The sequence below is a fragment of the Roseofilum reptotaenium CS-1145 genome (assembly GCF_028330985.1).
In the GTDB taxonomy this organism is placed as follows: Bacteria; Cyanobacteriota; Cyanobacteriia; order Cyanobacteriales; family Desertifilaceae; genus Roseofilum; species Roseofilum reptotaenium.
The window spans coordinates 39,807-59,552 of the sequence record NZ_JAQMUE010000004.1 but is presented as its reverse complement, the minus strand read 5'-3'; the positions used below and the strand labels follow the sequence as shown (position 1 = coordinate 59,552).

Here is a 19,746-nt window from a genome sequence, read left to right as displayed (position 1 = left end):
GCTCGCCCCTACTAGGATTGTAGATTGATATGTAGCATTCTCTTTTGGATTTGATATCAGATCTGCAAATGTCTCTCGCTATAGGGGGATACAGCGATCGCGATCTCCGAAAGTGACAGAAGAACAGAAGAGCGATATACCTTACCTTATCCTTAAAGACATAAAAATATCGGCACAGCCTATATACCATTAGGCCGCACCGATTGACAAATATACCGAATTATCCATTACTAGCGCGTAGCGCTCAACCTAGTTGAGAGCTTCGGCTCCACCGACGACTTCTAGGAGTTCTTGGGTAATGGCGGCTTGCCGAGCCTTGTTATAGGACAGGGTAAGCGTGTTAATCATTTGACTGGCGTTATCCGAAGCACTACTCATCGCTGTCATCCGAGCAGCTAATTCACTAGCGGCTGATTCTTGCAGGGCGCGTAGGAATTGGTTTTTAATGAATAGGGGTAGGAGAGCTTCCAGAATTTGCACGGGATCTTGCTCAAAGATCATATCTCTGGGGAAAGTCGCTTCAGACGAAGAAGAAGTCACTTTTTCTCTAGCCACATTGAAGCTACCATTGGATGTGGTTAGGCGAAAGACTTCATCATCAACCACTTCTAACCCTTGGGGAGTTAAGGGGAGTAGGGTTTGAATAACGGGTCTGGAGCTAATTAGGGAGACGAATTTGGTATAGATCAGTTCTACCCGGTCTACTTTACCAGAGATGAACCATCCGAGAATGGTATCAACAATTTCGTCTGCTTCTTCAGCGCTTGGTATTTGTCCTAGATCTGTGCGGGTGGTGGCAATGGGGACATTCCGACGTTGGAAGTATTGACCAGCTTTGCGACCTAAGAGGGCATATTCATATTTGAGGCCTTCTTGTTCGAGTTCTTTGGCTCGCATTTCAGCGCGACGGATGACGTTACCATTGTATGCGCCACAGAGACCGCGATCGCCGGAAAAGACAATTAACCCAACGGTTTTTACATCCCGATTTTTGAGTAGTTCGAGGTCAACATCTTCAAACTGAAGACGACTTTGCAGACGATACAGAACTTGAGCCAAACGGTCAGCAAAAGGACGGGTGGCTAACACTTGTTCTTGGGCGCGACGCACTTTTGCTGCGGCCACCAAACGCATAGCTTCCGTAATTTTGCGAGTATTTTTAACGGATTTGATGCGATCGCGGATCGCTTTAAGATTTGGCATAGGAAAGACAAGGAGATAGGGACAGGGAATAGTGGATAGGGATCGACTATCCACTATCTGAAGACTAGGCAGACACCAAGAAGGTTTGCTTATATTCAGCGATCGCTTCTTTTAACAAGCCTTCTGCTTCATCGGTGAGTTTCTTCTCACTCTGAATCACTTCGCCAAACTTGGGTTTGCTGGATTTCAAATAATCCCGCAATCCTTGGGCAAACGTTGCGACTTTTTCTACCGCAATATCATCAAGATATCCATTTAATCCTGCATATACACTAGCCACCTGTTCCGGTACACTCAACGGTGAATTTTGGGGCTGTTTGAGTAACTCTTGCAGGCGCTGTCCCCGTGCCAATTGGTCTTGGGTTGCCTTATCTAAGTCAGACGCAAACTGTGCAAAAGCTCGCAGGTCATCATACTGAGCCAATTCCAGTTTCAGCTTCCCAGCCACTTTTTTCATCGCTTTGGTTTGAGCTGCCGATCCCACACGGGATACGGAGATACCGGCGTTAATTGCTGGACGTAAGCCAGAGTTGAATAGGTCAGCCGATAAGAAGATTTGACCATCGGTAATCGAAATTACGTTGGTCGGAATGTAAGCCGAAACGTCCCCAGCTTGGGTTTCAATAATCGGTAGAGCCGTCATACTACCGCTACCCAGCTCGCTATTGAGTTTAGCCGCCCGCTCGAGCAGACGGGAGTGGAGATAGAAGACATCCCCAGGATAGGCTTCACGACCGGGAGGACGACGCAAGAGCAGGGACATTTGACGGTAGGCTTGGGCTTGCTTACTCAAGTCATCGTAGATTACGAGAGTATGTTTGCCTTTGTACATGAAGTATTCCGCCATACTGGCTCCAGTATAGGGAGCAATATATTGTAGGGTGGCGGGGTCACTGGCGTTAGCGGCAACCACGATCGTGTAGTCCATGGCTCCCTTTTCTTCCAGGGTAGCAACGACTTGAGCTACCGTAGAAGCTTTTTGACCGATCGCCACATAAACACAGACTACATCCTCGGACTTCTGATTGATAATCGTATCAATAGCAACGGTTGTTTTTCCGGTTTGGCGATCGCCAATAATCAGCTCCCGTTGGCCGCGACCGACGGGAATCATCGCATCAATTGCGGTAATCCCGGTTTGCAGGGGTTCGCAAACCGATTGACGGGCAATAATTCCAGGAGCGGGAGATTCAATCAACCGACTTTCGCTAGTATTGATGTCGCCTTTCCCATCGATAGCTTCACCCAGGGGATTCACCACCCGGCCAATCATGGCATCACCGACGGGGACTTGGGCGATCCGGCCGGTAGCACGAACGGAACTACCTTCTTGGATATTGGTTCCATCACCCATCAATACCGCCCCTACATTGTCCTCTTCCAGGTTGAGGACAATACCAACGGTTCCGTCTTCAAATTCTACAAGTTCTGCGGCCATGGCGTTGTCTAAGCCATAAATCCGCGCAATACCATCACCCACTTGAAGAACTGTACCGACTTCAGAGACTTTTACATCTTGGTCGTACTGTTCAATTTGTTGTTGGATAATACTGCTAATTTCGTCTGGTCTGATAGCTACCATATGCGTCTATTTTGGGATATAAGAGGTGCTGTGTGTACTTCAGATTTTGAGCTTTAGGACGCTCAAGTCTCCAGGGAGGAGACCCTAGGCCAGAGCTAAACCAATGCGCCGCAGTTGGCCTCGCAGACTGGCATCAATCACTTGAGATCCCACTTGGATGATTACGCCACCAATGAGGTCTGGATCGATACGAGTTTCGATTTCTACATGCCTAGCGTTGGTCATCGCTTGAGTGCGTTCGGCGATCGCTGTGCGTTCTTCGTCCCTCAGTTCTACGGCTGAGGTCACCTGGGCCAACACGGTTTGATTCAGTTTCCGCAATAGGGCCAGGTAGGTTTGGCAAACGCCATCTAAAAATTGGATGCGTCCGCGATCAACCAGTAGGAAGAGGAACCGTTGAACATAAGCATCCGTTCCCTCTTGTGTAATTTGTCTGAGAACCCCTTTTTTCGCATCGGGGTTCACTAAAGGATTACCTAAAAACGAGCGGAGTTGTTCGCTGCTCTCCCACATTTCTAAGATTAGACGCACATCATCACCAAACTTATCAGTCAGGTCATGATTTTGGGCGATGGACATTAGCGCTTGGGCATAGGGTTCTACAATCGAACCGATCATGGAACTATTTGCCATTAGTTTCCTCCTACCCTAGCAATGCTGCGATCGATCAGTTGATGCTGAAGATCGTCATTTAATTCATCTCTAATTTGGGATTCCACCCGTTGCATCGCTAAAGCAACCACCCGTTTCCTAAGTTCAGCAATCACTCGAGTTTGTTCAGCTTCTAGATCTTGGGCGGCTGTTTCTTGTAATCTTTGGATGTCTTCATCCGATTTAGCCAAGATGGTGGCTTTTACCGATGCGGCTCGCTCTACCGCCTGTTGACGGATTTTTTCCGCTTGAGCTTGAGCCTGAGCGAGATTTTGTTCTTGTTCTTTGAGCGCAGATGCCGCTTTTTGTTGTCGCTCTTCGGCATCTTTAATGGCGTTTTCAATGGCTTCGCGCCGGTCGGCTAGGGTCTTACCCACTGCCGAGCGACCGAAGTACACCAGCACTCCGATAATAATACCGAGGTTAATGAGGTTCGTCTCAAGTACATCAAAATTGAGTCCGAATCCACCTTTTGTTGCTTCTGTTGCCAGCAACCACAAATTACCCATGCTAGGAAAGTCCATTTGAGCGCAGTTTTTCTACAGGTTTTCCTCGTTTCCGACCCAGGATTGGGACACAAACGAAGTCCGAAATGTTATGTGGGTATCGAAGGTTAACCAGCAAGATCCTCCCAATCAGGAGGAGATCAACAGGTTTTGAGCAGTTTATCGAGGATTTGGCGACTGAGTTGGTCTACCTGTCCTTCTAAAACGCCTAGGGTTTCCTGTTTTTGTCGATCAATTTCTTGCGTGGCTCGTTCGCGTTTGGCTTGAGCTTCTCGCTGGGCCTGAGCCATGTTCTGAGCTGCAATTTTATCGGCTTCAGCTTGAGCTTGAGCAATCACAGATTGTGAGTGTTTACGAGCGCCTGCGAGTTCTTCTTCATACTGATTCGCGAGCTGTTCAGCTTTGGCTAAACGTTCGCGAGCTTCGGTTAAATTAGAACGGATATAGTCGCTCCGTTCATCTATAGCACTGCCGAGAGGCTTATAAAAAATCTGATTCAGTAGAGCTGCTAAGATAAGGAATTGGATAGCCATTACAGGTAAAGTGGCATCTAGGTCAAAAAGACCTCCTGCTTCCTCAGCCGCTGCTTCTACTGCAAGAAGTATTGTCCCATCGATCATTGGCGATCGTCCCCAGTTTTTAACGATTTGCTCTGGTTTTACAATTATCCTGTTCTTGGTTAACAGAGCAGGGTTTCCCTAGAGTTTCTAGGGAGTTTGGTCTAATCTGTAACGGAACTGACAATCTCGGCGATTGGCTTTCGTTAGATTAGGGTAGAGATAGAAAGCGTTCCTATCTCTACTGTTCGTCAGCGCGATCGCTTACGAGAAGGGGTTAGCAAACAAGAGTACGAGGGCAACAACCAGACCGTAGATGGTTAGCGCTTCCATGAATGCCAAACTCAGCAGGAGAGTGCCTCGGATTTTTCCTTCAGCTTCGGGTTGACGGGCAATACCTTCTACGGCTTGACCAGCAGCGTTTCCTTGTCCAATTCCAGGGCCGATAGCAGCTAAACCAACAGCAAGGGCAGCAGCAATAACGGAAGCAGCAGCAATTAGTGAATCCATGATGGGTTCAATCTCCTTTTTTAAATTGAGTACACTTGATAGGATTTTTTCTTTCGGCTTGAGACCGAAGACCGGCAGAGTGAGCTTCTCTCTCTGTTGGGATGGGGATGAGCCTTGTCCCTTGACGGCTAACTATGTTCTTCTTCGCCATGATGGGGATCTTCTAGAGCTTCCCCAATGTAGGTGGCTGCCAAGGTAGCAAAGATGAGGGCTTGAATGGCACTTAAGAATATTCCCAATGCCATCACAGGTAAGGGAATAAACAAGGGAACCAGTAATACTAACACCCCAACCACCAGTTCATCAGCCAGAATGTTACCAAATAGACGGAAGCTCAGGGATAGAGGCTTAGTGAAGTCTTCAATTACCTTGAAGGGGAGCATGAAGGGCACTGGCTCAACGTAGTGAGCAAAGTATCCTAAGCCCAGCTTTTTGAGACCGGCGTAAAAATACGCTAGGGAGGTCAAAAGAGCTAGGGCGACCGTGGTATTGATATCGCTGGTTGGCGCAGCTAGTTCACCTTCTGGCAAATGGATGATTTTCCAGGGAACTAAGGCCCCTGACCAATTTGACACAAAGATGAACAAAAATAAAGTACCGACGAAGGGAACCCAGGGTCGATATTCTTTTTCACCCATGGCATTTTTGGCCAGGTCTCGAATAAATTCCAAAGCGTACTCCATGAAGTTTTGCATTCCGCTGGGTACTCTTTGGACGTTTCGAGTGGCGGCGATTGAGGCAATCACAAGCAGTCCAATCACAAACCAGGAGGTGATCATGACTTGCCCATGAATTTTGAGATTACCGATTTCCCAATAGAGATGCTTACCGACTTCAAGCTCGGCGAACGGGAGGCTATGATAAGCGTCCAGGAAGTTAAGCATATCCATTATTAAAGAGGGTTCAGAGTTAGGGTACCGATCGAAGTGGCTTGCCTTTTTACAGGATTTTACCGATTATCCATGGGGCGATCGCTCGCTGATTATGGAGTTAAGGTGGTCCTGAGAACATAAGCGATGATCGCAGCTTTGTAGGTTAAAAATCCCAAAAAAATGGGCACGATTTCTAGCTGTTTCCATTGGAAGGCGACAATCATCACGCCAATGAAAATGGCTAAACCGGTATTGCCAAGACGTTGCTTTGCTCGTCCGAGTCCTTCTACGTTTTTAGCCAACAGTCTGAGGTAAACTATCCCCGCACAGGAGCCGATCAGATAACTGAGGGCGGTCCCCAGGGAATAAAAGAACCAGACAGACACAAAGGCAACTCCTGTCATTCCCAATGTCCAACCATACAATTGAGTTTGCAGTTGATAATACTCTTCCATTGCGCCCGGTGAGGCACTGGGGAGAGGGGTTTGGGGCAGGTCTTCTGCTGTTAGCGTTTCCGTGTTTGGAGATTCGTCGGAGGTGTTCACTTCGACTGGTTAACCTGAGTTGTTGGTCTGCGTTTTCCCATCACCGCGTAAAAAGGGATATTCCTTTGCGGGAAAAGGATTCTGTGGAGTTTTCTCCGTCAGGAGAGCCACAGAGGATCTAGCCAAACGTTCTTTCAGGTGACCCTGAGAGGTCTGTTCGTAGACTCCCTGGAAATCATATCACGGAGAGGGATCAGTTTCTGAAGAAAGTGTTAATCCTTTGAGGGCATGAGGAAATAGGGAATTATCCTCAAAGATTTGTGGGGTTATCTCCCGATATTGGGGGCGTTAAAAGAATCAAGTTTTGCTCTAGAAGAAATCGCATCTGCTCTAGGTTGTGTGAGGTTTCGCCCAGAATCTGCGCAACGGTTTGTTGCCCATTACAGGCTTGAAGCAGTTGGAATTGTTCCTCGGATAGGGTAACGGGTTGATAGTCCGGGTTGAGAAGGCTTCGGGAGGGCCATCCATGGAGACAAGGATTGGGTTCAGGAATCGCTGCGGCCAGACTTTGATCGGCAGACCAGTCGGTGCGATCTAGGGGAGGACGAGCAAGGAAGAATTCGTAGTGGGTCAGTTCTGGATCAAGCAGTTCAATCAAGCGATAGCGTTGGCGTTCGCTTAGATTTTCTACCCGTTTCATCAGCTTGGGTGCTTGCCCAAGCAGGCGTTCAATCGTCCAATACTGGGGATTGGAAAAGCCGACAAAGGCTAATCCGGAAGCATCGATTAATTCAAACAGAGTATCGATGGTGTAATCAATTTCTTGGGGATGAACGTACATATCGGCAAAACATTCATCTTGATGATTTTCCAAGGCCCAGCGCCGTTTGTCTTCCCGCACGATGCGGTTATCTTCTGGTAATACGGAAAACAGATCGCGGCCAATTTTTACGCCATCCTGGTAATCTCCACGATGTTCTCCTTGCAGCAGAGCGATCGCCTGTTGCATCAGTTGAATTTCAAATCGTCCCAAGTGGGCGTAAACAAAAATATGGAGAATTCCCCCAGGCGCTAACTTACAAGCTAGGGATTGAATGCCACGAATGGGATCGGGGAGGTGGTGTAAGACTCCCACACAGTTGATGAGCTGAAACTGTCCCGGTAATTGGGCCACATCGTACAAACTGAGGTGATGAAATTCCACTCGGTCAGCCCCCGATCGCTGGCAACGCTCCTGAGCCACGGCGATCGCTCCAGCACTCAAATCAATGCCCACTACAGAGGCTTGGGGATTAAGATGAACCAAATATTCTGTACCCACACCTGTGCCACATCCAGCATCCAGAATACGGATATCTTGGCGAGGGGGTTTTCGTCCCGTACAGAACTGGTAAGCCGTCAGCCAATTCCAGCGCCAGTTGTATCCCGGAGGAGGTTCATCAAGGAAGGGTTCTGGAGGAAAGGGATAGGTATCGTACAGTTTCGCGACGGCGTTACTAATAGCTTGAGCTTCGGACATAGTGAGGAGCGTGTGATTTCTGCCAGATCTGATTATCCAATATTTGGGCCACAGGGATAATGAGAATTTTTGCTCATCAGGGGGGGGGATAAGAGCGGCTAGAGCGGGGTGAGAGAGGATTAGATGACTCCTAGAGCTGTTAGAAGTTGTTGATAACGTAACAAAACTTATCTTTTTTCTCAGTCAGGGGACTGGGATCGCCTATGATGGTGAATCGTTACGCTTTTTAATAAACAAGGGGAGTCAACCCAGACTACTCTTAAGATCAAACACCAATAGCTATTCAAGGATCGGTCCAATGGACTGGCCATGGATAGCCAAAAGCTGTTTAACGCATTAATGCAATTGCTGTAAACATCCAAAGGGAGCGAAGAAGAGCGCATGACTATCAAGGCAAGTGGTGGAAGCTCCGTTGCTCGTCCGCAACTGTATCAAACGGTAGCTGTTTCAACAATTTCTGTTGCTGAACAGCAAGACCGTTTCTTAGGACGGACTGAACTCGGTGAACTTTCAACCTATTTCGAGTCGGGTCTCAAACGGTTGGCGATCGCCGAAGTCCTCACCAAAAATTCTGAACTGATTGTTTCACGAGCAGCCAATCGGATCTTTACCGGTGGCTCTCCCATGGCTTTCCTGGAAAAGCCTGCCGATCCCGAACCCATGCTCGTTGGAGCAGGTCAACGCACGCAAGGCACAGAAACCTTTGTAGAAAGCAAATCCGGTGGTGGACTCTTTTCTGGATTTGGGTCTTTATTTAGCGGTGCCAGCGCCGGCCCCGTCCCTCCAGGATTCCGTCCCATTAACGTTTCCCGTTATGGGCCGGCAAATATGACCAAATCCCTACGGGATTTAAGTTGGTTCCTGCGTTATATCACTTATGCAATCGTTGCTGGAGACCCCAATATTCTCTCCGTCAATGTCCGAGGACTCAGAGAAATTATTGAAGGCGCTTGTTCTACGGCTGCAACCCTCGTAGCCCTACAGGAAATGCGAGCTGGCGCTTTAGCATATGTTAAAAATGACGCAGAAGCCAGTGATATCGTTGGACAATACTTTGACGTAGTGATTGCGGAATTCAAAGCTTCCACACCGTCAAACAAAATCCGTCAACGCCAGACCTTAGATCAACAAGGACTCACACTCCCTCAAATCTATTTCAATGCGTCTGAGAATCGGCAAAAATTTGTCATGAAGCCCGGCTTGTCCTCTTCCGAAAAACAGGAAGTGGTCAAGGCAGCCTATCGGCAAATCTTTGAACGAGATATTACTCGTGCCTATTCCCAATCCATTTCTTATCTAGAATCTCAGGTGAAAAATGGCGATATCTCCATGAAGGAGTTTGTACGTCGTTTATGTCTGAGTCCTCTCTATCGCCAGCAGTTCTATGAACCGTTTGTCAATAGTCGGGTTGTAGAACTAGCCTTCCGTCATATTCTCGGTCGAGGTCTGTCGAGTCGCGAAGAGTTCCAAAAGTATTTCTCCATTGTTTCTGATGGGGGACTCCCTACTTTAGTGGGTGCTTTAGTCGATTCCCAAGAATACGCCGATTACTTCGCAGAAGAGACGGTTCCTTACTTGCGCGGTTTAGGACAAGAAGCCCAAGAGTGCCGCAACTGGGGGCCCCAACAGGATCTGTTTAAGTACAGTGCCCCCTTCCGCAAAGTACCCCAATTTATTACCACCTTTGCGGCCTACAACGGTCCCTTACCGGATCAGCATGTGTATGGTTCTGGGAATGATCCTCTGGAAATTCAGTTTGGAGCGATTTTCCCGAAAGAAACCCGCAATCCCAGTAATAGTCCTGCACCCTTTGGTAAGGATACGCGCCGTTTGTTGATTCATCGAGGCGCAGGGATTGAGAGTCAGATTTCAGCTCCAGGAGCACGGGGTAAAGCACCCGGTAGTTTAGGGGCGAAGGTCTTTAAGTTGGATCAAGTCCCGGCAACGGTGAGTAAAAAAGCGGGAACTAATATCAAGTTCTCGGAAACTTCCACTCAAGCGGTAATTCGCGCCTGTTATTTACAGGTCTTTGGCCGGGATGTTTATGACGGTCAACGCCTGAAGGCGATGGAGACTCGCCTGGAAAATGGAGAGATTACAGTTCGGGAATTTATAAAAGCGCTGGCTAAGTCAGATGTTTTCCGTAATCTGTACTGGAGTTCTCTGTATGTGGTGAAGGCGATTGAGTATATCCACCGTCGGTTGTTGGGTCGTCCGACCTATGGCCGTCCGGAAATGAATCAGTATTTTGATTTGTGTTCTAAGAAGGGTTTTTATGCTCTGGTAGATGCAATTATTGATTCCGTTGAGTATGCTGAGTCCTTCGGAGAAGATACCGTTCCTTATGAGCGGTATTTGACTCCAGCCGGGTTGTCCTTACGCTCGATGCGGGTAGGTACCCTGCGTGAAGATATGGGTCAACTGGTTAAACCAGAAGAGACTCCACGCTTTATTGAACTAGGCGCGGTCACTTCACCACGAGGTGAAATCGAAGTACAAGAGCGGATTACTCAAGGGGTTCGCAAACAACGGGAACAACGTAAGGTCTTTAAGTTGACTAATTTGACAGATGTTCCAGCCGTGAAGATCTTGATTGGTGCCGCTTATCGTCAAGTCTTTGAGCGCGATGTAGCACCGTTTGTGGTCAGCAATGAGTTCTCTAGTTTAGAGAGTCGTTTGGGTAATGGTGAGATCACGGTCAAGGAGTTTATTGAAGGGTTAGGTTGTTCTGATCTGTATATCAAGGAGTTCTATACGCCTTTCCCGAATACGAAGGTGATTGAGCTGGGAACCAAACATTTCTTAGGTCGTGCGCCTTTAGATCAAGCGGAGATTCGTAAGTATAACCAGATTTTGTCTAGTGAGGGTATTCGTGCCTTTATTGGGGCAATGGTTAATAGTATGGAATATCTACAAGCCTTTGGTGAAGATGTGGTTCCCTATTGTCGGTACAATACGCTTCCTGCGGCTAACTTCCCGAATACGGAGAAACTTTATAACCAGTTGACGAAGCAAAGTAAGGAGATTGTGATTCCTAGCTTTGAACCGGTCTAACGACCATCAAGGTTGAAATTTGAACTCCATCCCTTAGAGGGTGAGAGGGGTGTCCATTGGGGAAGAGTTAAGGCTCAATCCCTGATGGACTTTATGGTTTATGGGAAAAATCGTGAAGCTTTGTAACAACCGATCGAAGCATAGTTGAATGGTCTTAAATACCTATGCTAACCAGATTAGAGAAGGGGTCAAAATGAGGGTAAATGTTAAAAAATATTAAGAAGTGATTTAGGATGTGAACTCCATGCCTGACAATGAGTTCGGACGGATATAAAACCAATGAGCTATATCAGAGGTTAATGTCCGGCGATCGCTGAGTCAAACTCTGTGTTTTTAAGCTAATTTCCTTGAGCTATGCCAAGGTCTCTTAAAAAAAGCAAGTTCATAACCGAAGTTGCAACACAATTAGACTCAGACCCTTTGGCGCAAGCCATCTATATAAGACCCAATTGGTGACAATTTCTATTTTGGAGGACTCCACAACATGAGTATCGTCACGAAGTCCATCGTGAATGCTGATGCTGAAGCTCGTTATCTCAGCCCAGGCGAACTGGATCGGATCAAAGCTTTTGTAACATCTGGTGAGCAACGTTTACGGATTGCCCAAATCCTCACTGACTCCCGCGAGCGCATTGTTAAGGAAGCTGGTGACCAACTCTTCCAAAAACGCCCGGATGTGGTTTCTCCTGGTGGAAATGCTTATGGCGATGAAATGACCGCAACCTGCCTGCGGGACATGGACTACTACCTGCGTCTAATTACCTATGGAATCGTGGCTGGTGATGTCACCCCCATCGAAGAAATCGGTTTGGTTGGTGCAAAAGAGATGTACAAATCTCTGGGCACTTCCATAGATGCAGTGGCTGAAAGTGTTAGTTGCATGAAAGCTGTCGCAACTTCCCTGATGTCAGGTGAAGATGCAAATGAAGCCGGTTCTTACTTCGATTATGTCAAAGGTGGTCTGACCTAGACTTCACCCAAGTTTTAGCCAAGGCTCAGGTTTTGAGCATTAACTACAACTGACCATTTTAAGTAACTTCATCAAGAACACAACCATGCAAGACGCAATTACTGCTGTTATCAATTCTTCTGACGTTCAAGGTAAGTACCTTGATACTTCCGCTCTAGACAAGCTCAAAGGCTACTTCCAAACAGGTGAGCTGCGGGTTCGTGCAGCTACGGCAATTAGTGCTAATGCTTCTACCATTGTAAAAGAAGCAGTTGCTAAGTCTCTGCTGTACTCTGATACCACTCGTCCTGGTGGTAATATGTACACCACCCGTCGCTACGCTGCTTGTATCCGTGATTTGGATTACTACCTGCGTTATGCCACCTATGCAATGTTGGCTGGAGATCCTTCTATCTTAGATGAGCGGGTTCTCAATGGTTTGAAAGAAACCTACAACTCCTTGGGTGTTCCCATTGGTTCCACAGTTCAAGCTATCCAATCTATGAAAGATGTTACGGCTAGCTTAGTTGGTGTTGACGCTGGTAAAGAAATGGGCGTTTACTTCGATTACATCTGCTCTGGCTTAAGCTAGGCTAAGTGCTTCAACTGAAGGTGGTACTTTATCAACTCCCTTCAGACGTGGAGTCTGGGAAGTCTAGGGTAAGTCCTAGACCGTTACAAGCCTAATCTATGGAAAGGGTTTGTCTCGGTGATTATAGCCAGCCGATCGCAATGGTCTAGAATTGGCTCTTGACTCCCAGACTTTGGAGGGTAAAGTAAAAAGGTTTTAATACCATTTTTTCTGTATTTTTGAATCACAATTAGGAGAGATTAGCCCATGCGGATGTTTAAGGTAACGGCTTGTGTGCCCAGTTTAAGCAGAATTCGGACGCAACGAGAACTCCAAAATACCTACTTCACGAAGTTGGTTCCTTATGATAATTGGTTTCGTGAACAACAGCGAATTATGAAAATGGGTGGCAAAATCCTCAAAGTGGAGTTAGCTACGGGTAAAGTGGGAACCAACGCTGGTTTGATCTAAATTCTGTATCAGTTGCGCTCCGGATGAGGGTTTTCCCTGTTGACAAAACCTGCACAAGAGTTTTCTAACAAAGCAAAAGTAAGGGTTAAAGCTTTACTTTTGCTTTGTTGTTTGTTAGAGTCCAGGGAGAATTGGGTGGATACAGTAGCTTCCTCTACCTGTGGAGTCGGGTCTAATTTTCATTTGTGCCTGTACTCCCAAGCTATTCCCTCTTCCCGGTTCTCTGTTCCCCAACACGAAGCGCTATAAAAACAGTCCTTGAAGTTCCAACAGTTAATTCTTTTGATTGACCCCTCGGTGAAGGAATGGGCAATAGAAGCCAGACTATTGCGGTGGTTAACATTCCTTTGGTTATCGGTTGGGTTGGTGATTCTGTTTTCTGCATCCTATCCTCTGGCGAATAGCTACTATGGGGATGGGTTTTATTATGTAAAGCGGCAGATGGCTTGGGCGGTTTTGGGCTGTGTGGGGTTTAATTTCATGGTTCATACGCCGTTGAAATCGTTGATGAGAGTTGCCCAATGGTTTCTACTGCTGTTTCTGGGATTGATTGGGGTGACGGTTATTCCTGGATTGGGAATAACGATTAATGGGGCCACTCGTTGGTTGTCTGTGGGGGCGTTTCCGATACAACCATCGGAGTTAATTAAGCCATTTTTGGTTCTGCAAGGGGCGCAAGTGTTTGGTTTATGGCCGTCGTTGAAACCGGCGATTCGCTGGCGATGGTTGGCAATTTTTGGGGCTGTGTTGGTGGGGATTTTACTGCAACCGAATCTGAGTACGGCGACGTTTTGTGGGATGACGTTGTTTGCGATCGCCGTGGCTTCGGGTTTACCCTATCGCTCCTTGCTGACAACTGGGGGAGTAGGATTGGGTTTGGGGATGTTGAGCTTGAGCATGAATGAGTATCAACGGCAGCGGATTATGACGTTTTTAGATCCTTGGGCCGATCCGATGGAGAATGGTTATCAATTAACTCAAAGTTTGATGGCGATCGGCTCAGGAGGGTTTTGGGGAAGTGGGTTAGGACTCTCTCAACAAAAATGGTTCTATTTACCCATTCAGTACACGGATTTTATTTTTGCAGTCTATGCTGAGGAATTTGGCTTTGTCGGCAGTCTGCTGTTGTTACTGATGCTAGGGGTGTATGCCACCCTAGGGTTGGTGGTGGCGCTCAAATGTACGGATAAGTTTCATCGTTTAATTGCGATCGGTGCGACTTTTCTGCTAGTGGGACAATCCTTGATTAATATTGGAGTGGCGACTGGAGCCTTACCCACCACTGGTTTACCCTTACCAATGTTTAGTTATGGGGGAAATTCGATGATTGCCAGTCTGTTATCTGCGGGGTTATTGGTACGAGTGGCTAGAGAGAGTCGTCAAGCGCAGGTGGTGTCTCTGGACGATCGCCGTAAGAAACAGACCCAGCTAAAATAAGATTAATTTTGGCGAAGGTATTATTTAGAGGTGAGAAAGGGAGCGATCGCCTCACAAATCCGTTCAAACTCAAAGTTATTGACCCGTGTCATTAACCACTGGGAAATTTGTACATCTTGAATTTCACTGGTGAGATCGAGAATAGATTCATGATCGGCTTCAATCGCATGTTGATGAAGGGCCCATAAGCTCTCCGATGATAAGGTTGGCCACGGTAAATCCCCAATTGAGGCGATCGTCGGTGAAGTCAGTTTAGTGTCCATGGGTTCAACCGTTGACTCTAGGGAACAGGTTTCATACAGATACCGAACGCCTAAATGATGAGCAATTTTCTCTAATAGCATATCTCCCTGAAAGGGTTTGCTAATAAAATCATCACATCCAGCCGCTAAAACCTGTTCTCGATCGTCCTGAAAGGCATGAGCGGTAAGTGCCATCACCACCGTAGCTTGACCTTGGATAGTCGCCTTAATCTGATGAGTCGCATCTAAGCCATTGAGGACAGGCATCCGCATATCCATGAGGATCAGATGGGGTTGCCAACTTTGCCAAATGGCGATCGCTTCTTTACCATTTTGGGCAGTCCGCACTTCAAAGCCCACATGACTTAATAAATGCAACATCAATAAGCACTGATCCTGTTCATCATCAACAACTAAGATGCGATGAACCGGTTGATCTGGAGCTAACCCAATGATCGCTTGTAGAGGACGAATAGAAATAATAGATTCAGCTTGTCCTAGCTGCAAGGGAATCTCAAAAAAGAAGGTACTCCCTATTCCCACAGTCGAGTTTACCTTTAATTGACCTCCCATTAATTCAACAAAGTGTTGACTGATCGCTAATCCTAACCCTGTTCCTTCTTGATCGTTATGCCCAGAATCAGAAATCAGAGTTAATCCCTTACTTTGGACAAACGGTTTAAACAAAACTTCGATATTTTCAGGAGCAATACCGATCCCCGTATCAGCCACACTAAACCGGAGATTATGTTGATTGGGATCGCTTGCTAATGTATCCGATAGCATGACCTCTAGGGTAACTGAACCTTGGTGCGTAAATTTAATGCCATTATCTACCAAATTTAGAAGGACTTGTCCTAATTTCTTTTCGTCTCCATAAATATATTGAGAGACGCTATCTTCAACTTTTATGTTCAGTTCTAGCCCTTTAAGACGAGCTTTAAGCTGTAATATATTCTTGAGCTTCTCTACACTTTTTAGTAAATCAAAATGAGTATAATTCAAGGAGATTTTTCCCGACTCTATTTTAGACATTTGTAGGACATCATTGATCAAGTTAAGGAGATGTTCGCCACTTTGATTAATTATTTTGAGTTGTTCTTGCTGAATAGAAGATAACGATCCATCACGTCCCATAACTTGTGCAAATCCTAAAATTGCATTGAGAGGAGTCCGGAATTCATGACTCATTTTTGCTAAGAAAGAGCTTTTCGCTCGATTAGAAGCATCAGCATGATCTTTAGCAATTTTTAGTTCTTCCGATTTGGTCTGAATTTGATCCACTAATTGCAACTGTTGAATTCCCAGACTAATCTGGTGGGCAATATACATGGCTACTTGAATTTCATCTTCTTGCCATTGACGAGGATGTTTATTTTGATAAATCCCTAATAATCCCCAGAGCTTTTGAGAGGAAAATAAGGGAATAATAAGATAAGATCTAGCTTGTATTTTTTCGAGAAACTTCAGATACTCAACTTGAAACCCTGCTTGATAAATATCTGTTATAGATAGGTATTGATAGTGAGGATAAGGCGGGATATCTAACCCAATCAGTCTCAAAGGATGAGGGTATTGACTTGGAGTATCGATCCAGAATTTAACGGCACAGCTTTCATCATTGATTAATTCGGAAGAACCAGAACTCCGATCTCTTATATCAATGATAGAAGTCCATTCTGAAGCCACGGAATCGGCAATGAATTGACCACTCCAATCTGGGTTTAATTTATAAAAAGCAACTCGATCGCTGTTAAATAAATTTCGGATTTCATGGGTAGTGGATTTTAATATTTGATCGAGATCTAATAGGGGTTGCATCTGTGCGAGTATTTTAGCAATAGACCGTTCTTTCTGGGCTATTTTCTCTAATTTATCTTCAGAAATCTTGCGTTCTAGTTCTGCTTCTGCTCGGGCTGAGAATATCTCTAGAATGACTTGCCTTTGGGCATCTATTTCCAATGCTTTTGTATCTAATATCGCCAGATAACCAATAATTTCTTGGTGAGTATTTCTTAAGGGTAAACCCAAATAGCTTTTGGCTTTTAGTCGGGAAATTAGTGGATGATTTCCAAATTTTTCTTGTAATTTATCTCGATAGTAAACTGATTCTCCGGATAAAATTTGATCGCAAGGGGCATCTAGAGTTTCAAAGTCATCAATTTTCTCTACTTCTGTAGAATTCCAAAATGCTAAAATATTGACTTTGCGAAGTTTGGGATCGGAGACTTTGGCCAGTAAAGCGTATTTGACTTGTAAAAGATTGGCTAAATATTGAGTACAACTATTAAAAAATTCATTTCCAGTAGCAGAAGCAATACCTTCGGCAATCAACTTTAACCCTAACTCCCGTTGCTTGTGAGCTGTGATATCAACACCAAAGGCTTGAATATCAACTAAAGTTCCCCAATGATCGACAATGGGTTGATTGGTCCACCTTAACCATCGATGTTCTCCTGTCCCTGAGCAATACTTATATTCCCAACTTTTGGGATTTAGAGTAGTTAAGAGTTCGAGAATATTCTCTTCAACTTCTTCAACTGACTGGGCATCAACCAACCATGAGTTAAGTTTTTTACCGATTAAGTCTTCAGCATTATGATTGAAAAAATGGCAAAAGTATTGATTGACAAAAGTGAGTTCTGTGTTGGGTTTCCAGCGGCAAATCAAAACATCTTTTTGGACTTCAATCAGTTCTCGATATCGCCGTTCACTCTCTTTGAGTGCCCATTCTATTTTATGGGTTTCTGTGATATCTTCTACCATGCCAAAAATAAATTGGATTTCATCTTTATCTTGAATCGATGAAACCGTCAGTCTTCCCCATCTGATCTCCCCATTTTGGTGAATATAGCGTTTTTCGACTTGATAGGATTGAATTCTACCGAGTAATAAATTTTGAAAGTTGGGGTCATTTTGATAGTCATCGGGATGAATAATATCTTTAATCTGAAGGTGTTGAAGGTCTTGTGAGGTATAGTTGAGGAATGATTCAAAGGCAGCATTGGTTTGTAAAATCTGCCCCTCTAAAGTGGTAATATATATGCCAATACCGGCTTGTTCAAAAATGGCTCGAAACCGGGCTTCACTGTGTTGAAGGGCGGTGCTTATGGTTTCTAGAGGGGTAATATCTCGAACGACTAACAGGGCGGTTTGGTGAGATAAGGGGGAAATTTTAGCGGACAACCAAATCCGTTGATCGCCAATCATGAGGTGATATTGAAGGGTTTGGGTTTCTCGGGTGGCGATCGCCTGTCGGATAGCCGTTAAGTGGGCATCTGCTTGGGCTTCGGGTAAACAGTCATACAAGCTTTTATATAATTTACTTTCTGGCGGTTTCTGGAGAAATAAGGGATTATTGGTCATGAATTTCAGACAAATCCCTTCCTGGTTATACACCATGACTACATCATCCATAGCCATGAGCATAGCTCTTTGCTCGGCTTCAATCTGTTTTTGGCCGATTACAGTTCCAAGTTGGGAGGCGATCGCCGAAGCAAAGGCCAATAATTGATGGGATTGATGGTGAAAATCTAAGGTGGAGATTCCCGACAGAAATAGCACCAACACCGCAACGACCTTTTCTTGCTGTTGCTCTGCTGAGACGGAGAAAATGGGAATCCACAACCCTTGCTGGATATGACACAGAGCAGCTAAATTCTCGTGTTGACAAATTTCCGGCGATTTCTCTGGCACATCCGGCACATATTGTGCCTTTCCCGTTACCCAAACTTTCCCCAGCAAACCGGTTCCACTCCTCCAAGTTTGGCCTTGACACACCAAGCGAAACCGTTCTAAATGACCCAATACTTCTGGCGGTTCCTGTTTATGGCAGTACCAGGCTGGACTGAGGGTTAAACTGCGACCATCATCACTCGGTAGCCAAGCTTCACCGTAGCTCCAACCGCTGGCTTCACAGAGATGTTCTAGGGCAGATTGAAGGGCACTCTCAAAATCCGGCGATCGGCTAATCGCTTGAGTCACCTTAAGTAATAATTGAGTCTCCTCTTCTGCCTGTTGCCGTTTCAGAGCCGTTTGTCGAATCCCAATCCACTTGCCTAACCCTTGAGCCATCAGCTCTAGAATTTCTTGAGCTTGAGTATCTAATGTATTTAGGGCATCATGAGTTGACCCAAACACCAAAACACCATAAAGTTCATCCTGTACCCAAATGGGTGTACCAATAAACGATTCCAACGTGTAGTTCCCCAAATGGAGGGGTTTCCGTTGTCTAGACCCCCGATCGGGTTGTTCATGGGTTATGGTTTGTTGCCTGCGAATTACCCAATCTAAATAAGTATCTTGAAAGTCGAGTTTCGAGCATCGACTGATACCGTCCAGGGTGGATTCCACAGCATCAATCACATACAGATCCTCTTCTATGTGACCAATCAAGCCAACCGAACATCCTAAAATAGAGCATCCCGTTTGCAGATAATCCCGAAACAAAGCTTCAATCGTGCGATAATGGGATGTATCTAAACGGTGTATCTGTTTCAGATGAAAGCTAAAGCGCTCCAGTTTTGCTTCCATCAAATGACGATATTCAATTTCTTCTTGTAGACGTAAATTCTGAGTGAGCAGTTTTTGTTGGGTTTGAGAGGCTCTGACATGATAGTCAATCCGGGCAAGCACCTCAGACTTTAGGAAGGGTTTAGTCACATAATCAACCGCTCCGACTTCAAAGGCCCTCACCTTATCGATTTCTTCTCCTAGGGCACTAATAAAAATAATCGGGATATCTTGGGTTAAGGGATCGGCTTTTAGCAAGGAGCAAACTTGATAACCATTAAGTTCTGGCATTAGAATGTCAAGTAAAATCAAGTCAGGAGGCATTGCTTTAGCACCCGATATTGCCAATGCACCTGTGACTGCCGATCGCACCTTATAGCCCTCTTGAGAGAGCATCTTAGCAAACAAATGCAAGTTGGCTGGGATATCATCAACCACAAGGATATTGGGTTTAACTGAGATGGGTTCCTGCTTAATCATCAGCGATCGATCAGACAATGAATGCAAAATGGGAACTTGGCTTGAGAGACAGAAACAGAACGATTGTGAATCTAAAGTTATTTTTGATTCATAACATATCTGTGATTGCCCTCTATTGTAAGTCTCTATGGATATTTTTGCCATA

At 45.6% G+C, this 19,746-nt stretch carries 15 protein-coding genes; 5 read left to right on the top strand and 10 right to left on the bottom strand.

Annotated features, from left to right (window positions below):
* Positions 1–249: 249 nt before the first annotated feature.
* The 9 genes from PN466_RS00590 to PN466_RS00550 form a co-directional block, all read right to left on the bottom strand.
* A complete protein-coding gene (locus tag PN466_RS00590; RefSeq protein ID WP_271936099.1) occupies positions 250–1,203 on the bottom strand; it encodes a F0F1 ATP synthase subunit gamma in 954 nt (317 codons plus the stop codon).
* A gap of 64 nt (positions 1,204–1,267) precedes the next feature.
* A complete protein-coding gene (gene atpA / locus PN466_RS00585; protein WP_271936098.1) occupies positions 1,268–2,785 on the bottom strand; it encodes a F0F1 ATP synthase subunit alpha in 1,518 nt (505 codons plus the stop codon).
* A gap of 84 nt (positions 2,786–2,869) precedes the next feature.
* Entirely contained in the window at positions 2,870–3,418 is a 549-nt protein-coding gene (gene atpH / locus PN466_RS00580; protein WP_271936096.1) for an ATP synthase F1 subunit delta, read from the bottom strand.
* The gene (locus PN466_RS00575) at positions 3,418–3,960 is read right to left on the bottom strand and encodes a F0F1 ATP synthase subunit B (RefSeq protein WP_278002931.1); all 543 of its coding nucleotides are present in this window, start codon (positions 3,958–3,960) and stop codon (positions 3,418–3,420) included. The genes atpH and PN466_RS00575 overlap by 1 nt, the downstream gene beginning before the upstream one ends.
* Before the next feature lie 122 nt (positions 3,961–4,082).
* On the bottom strand, positions 4,083–4,562 hold the full coding sequence (locus PN466_RS00570) for a F0F1 ATP synthase subunit B' (RefSeq protein WP_271936095.1): 480 nt from the start codon (positions 4,560–4,562) through the stop codon (positions 4,083–4,085).
* Between the two features lie 201 nt (positions 4,563–4,763).
* Entirely contained in the window at positions 4,764–5,009 is a 246-nt protein-coding gene (gene atpE / locus PN466_RS00565) for an ATP synthase F0 subunit C (RefSeq protein ID WP_271936094.1), read from the bottom strand.
* A gap of 128 nt (positions 5,010–5,137) precedes the next feature.
* Entirely contained in the window at positions 5,138–5,893 is a 756-nt protein-coding gene (gene atpB, locus PN466_RS00560) for a F0F1 ATP synthase subunit A (protein ID WP_278002930.1), read from the bottom strand.
* Positions 5,894–5,991: 98 nt separating this feature from the next.
* Positions 5,992–6,426 carry an ATP synthase subunit I gene (locus tag PN466_RS00555; protein ID WP_271936092.1) on the bottom strand — a complete coding sequence of 145 codons (435 nt, stop codon included), beginning with the start codon at positions 6,424–6,426 and terminating at the stop codon, positions 5,992–5,994.
* 250 nt (positions 6,427–6,676) lie between these two features.
* Positions 6,677–7,885 carry a class I SAM-dependent methyltransferase gene (locus PN466_RS00550; RefSeq protein WP_271936090.1) on the bottom strand — a complete coding sequence of 403 codons (1,209 nt, stop codon included), beginning with the start codon at positions 7,883–7,885 and terminating at the stop codon, positions 6,677–6,679.
* A 381-nt stretch (positions 7,886–8,266) separates the two neighbouring features.
* Here PN466_RS00550 and PN466_RS00545 point away from each other — a divergent pair, with 381 nt between their 5' ends.
* From PN466_RS00545 to PN466_RS00525, 5 genes are all read left to right on the top strand, one after another.
* On the top strand, positions 8,267–10,939 hold the full coding sequence (locus PN466_RS00545; RefSeq protein ID WP_271936088.1) for a phycobilisome rod-core linker polypeptide: 2,673 nt from the start codon (positions 8,267–8,269) through the stop codon (positions 10,937–10,939).
* Between the two features lie 484 nt (positions 10,940–11,423).
* A complete protein-coding gene (apcA, locus tag PN466_RS00540) occupies positions 11,424–11,909 on the top strand; it encodes an allophycocyanin subunit alpha (RefSeq protein ID WP_271936087.1) in 486 nt (161 codons plus the stop codon).
* Positions 11,910–11,994: 85 nt separating this feature from the next.
* Positions 11,995–12,480, top strand: a complete 486-nt coding sequence (apcB, locus tag PN466_RS00535; RefSeq protein WP_271936085.1) for an allophycocyanin subunit beta — start codon at positions 11,995–11,997, stop codon at positions 12,478–12,480.
* A 246-nt stretch (positions 12,481–12,726) separates the two neighbouring features.
* The gene (locus PN466_RS00530; RefSeq protein ID WP_271936083.1) at positions 12,727–12,930 is read left to right on the top strand and encodes a phycobilisome linker polypeptide; all 204 of its coding nucleotides are present in this window, start codon (positions 12,727–12,729) and stop codon (positions 12,928–12,930) included.
* 258 nt (positions 12,931–13,188) lie between these two features.
* On the top strand, positions 13,189–14,367 hold the full coding sequence (locus PN466_RS00525) for an FtsW/RodA/SpoVE family cell cycle protein (protein ID WP_271936081.1): 1,179 nt from the start codon (positions 13,189–13,191) through the stop codon (positions 14,365–14,367).
* Positions 14,368–14,387: 20 nt separating this feature from the next.
* On the opposite strand, the gene PN466_RS00520 is transcribed toward PN466_RS00525, so the two are convergent.
* A complete protein-coding gene (locus tag PN466_RS00520; protein WP_271936078.1) occupies positions 14,388–19,628 on the bottom strand; it encodes a response regulator in 5,241 nt (1,746 codons plus the stop codon).
* Positions 19,629–19,746: the final 118 nt, after the last annotated feature.

Bases quoted from the DNA above. Each gene is read 5' to 3' on its own strand.
- PN466_RS00590 (WP_271936099.1), bottom strand. From the start codon at position 1,203: ATGCCAAATCTTAAAGCGATCCGCGATCGCATCAAATCCGTTAAAAAT.
- atpA (WP_271936098.1), bottom strand. From the start codon at position 2,785: ATGGTAGCTATCAGACCAGACGAAATTAGCAGTATTATCCAACAACAA.
- atpH (WP_271936096.1), bottom strand. From the start codon at position 3,418: ATGGCAAATAGTTCCATGATCGGTTCGATTGTAGAACCCTATGCCCAA.
- PN466_RS00575 (WP_278002931.1), bottom strand. From the start codon at position 3,960: ATGGACTTTCCTAGCATGGGTAATTTGTGGTTGCTGGCAACAGAAGCA.
- PN466_RS00570 (WP_271936095.1), bottom strand. From the start codon at position 4,562: ATGATCGATGGGACAATACTTCTTGCAGTAGAAGCAGCGGCTGAGGAA.
- atpE (WP_271936094.1), bottom strand. From the start codon at position 5,009: ATGGATTCACTAATTGCTGCTGCTTCCGTTATTGCTGCTGCCCTTGCT.
- atpB (WP_278002930.1), bottom strand. From the start codon at position 5,893: ATGCTTAACTTCCTGGACGCTTATCATAGCCTCCCGTTCGCCGAGCTT.
- PN466_RS00550 (WP_271936090.1), bottom strand. From the start codon at position 7,885: ATGTCCGAAGCTCAAGCTATTAGTAACGCCGTCGCGAAACTGTACGAT.
- PN466_RS00545 (WP_271936088.1), top strand. From the start codon at position 8,267: ATGACTATCAAGGCAAGTGGTGGAAGCTCCGTTGCTCGTCCGCAACTG.
- apcA (WP_271936087.1), top strand. From the start codon at position 11,424: ATGAGTATCGTCACGAAGTCCATCGTGAATGCTGATGCTGAAGCTCGT.
- apcB (WP_271936085.1), top strand. From the start codon at position 11,995: ATGCAAGACGCAATTACTGCTGTTATCAATTCTTCTGACGTTCAAGGT.
- PN466_RS00530 (WP_271936083.1), top strand. From the start codon at position 12,727: ATGCGGATGTTTAAGGTAACGGCTTGTGTGCCCAGTTTAAGCAGAATT.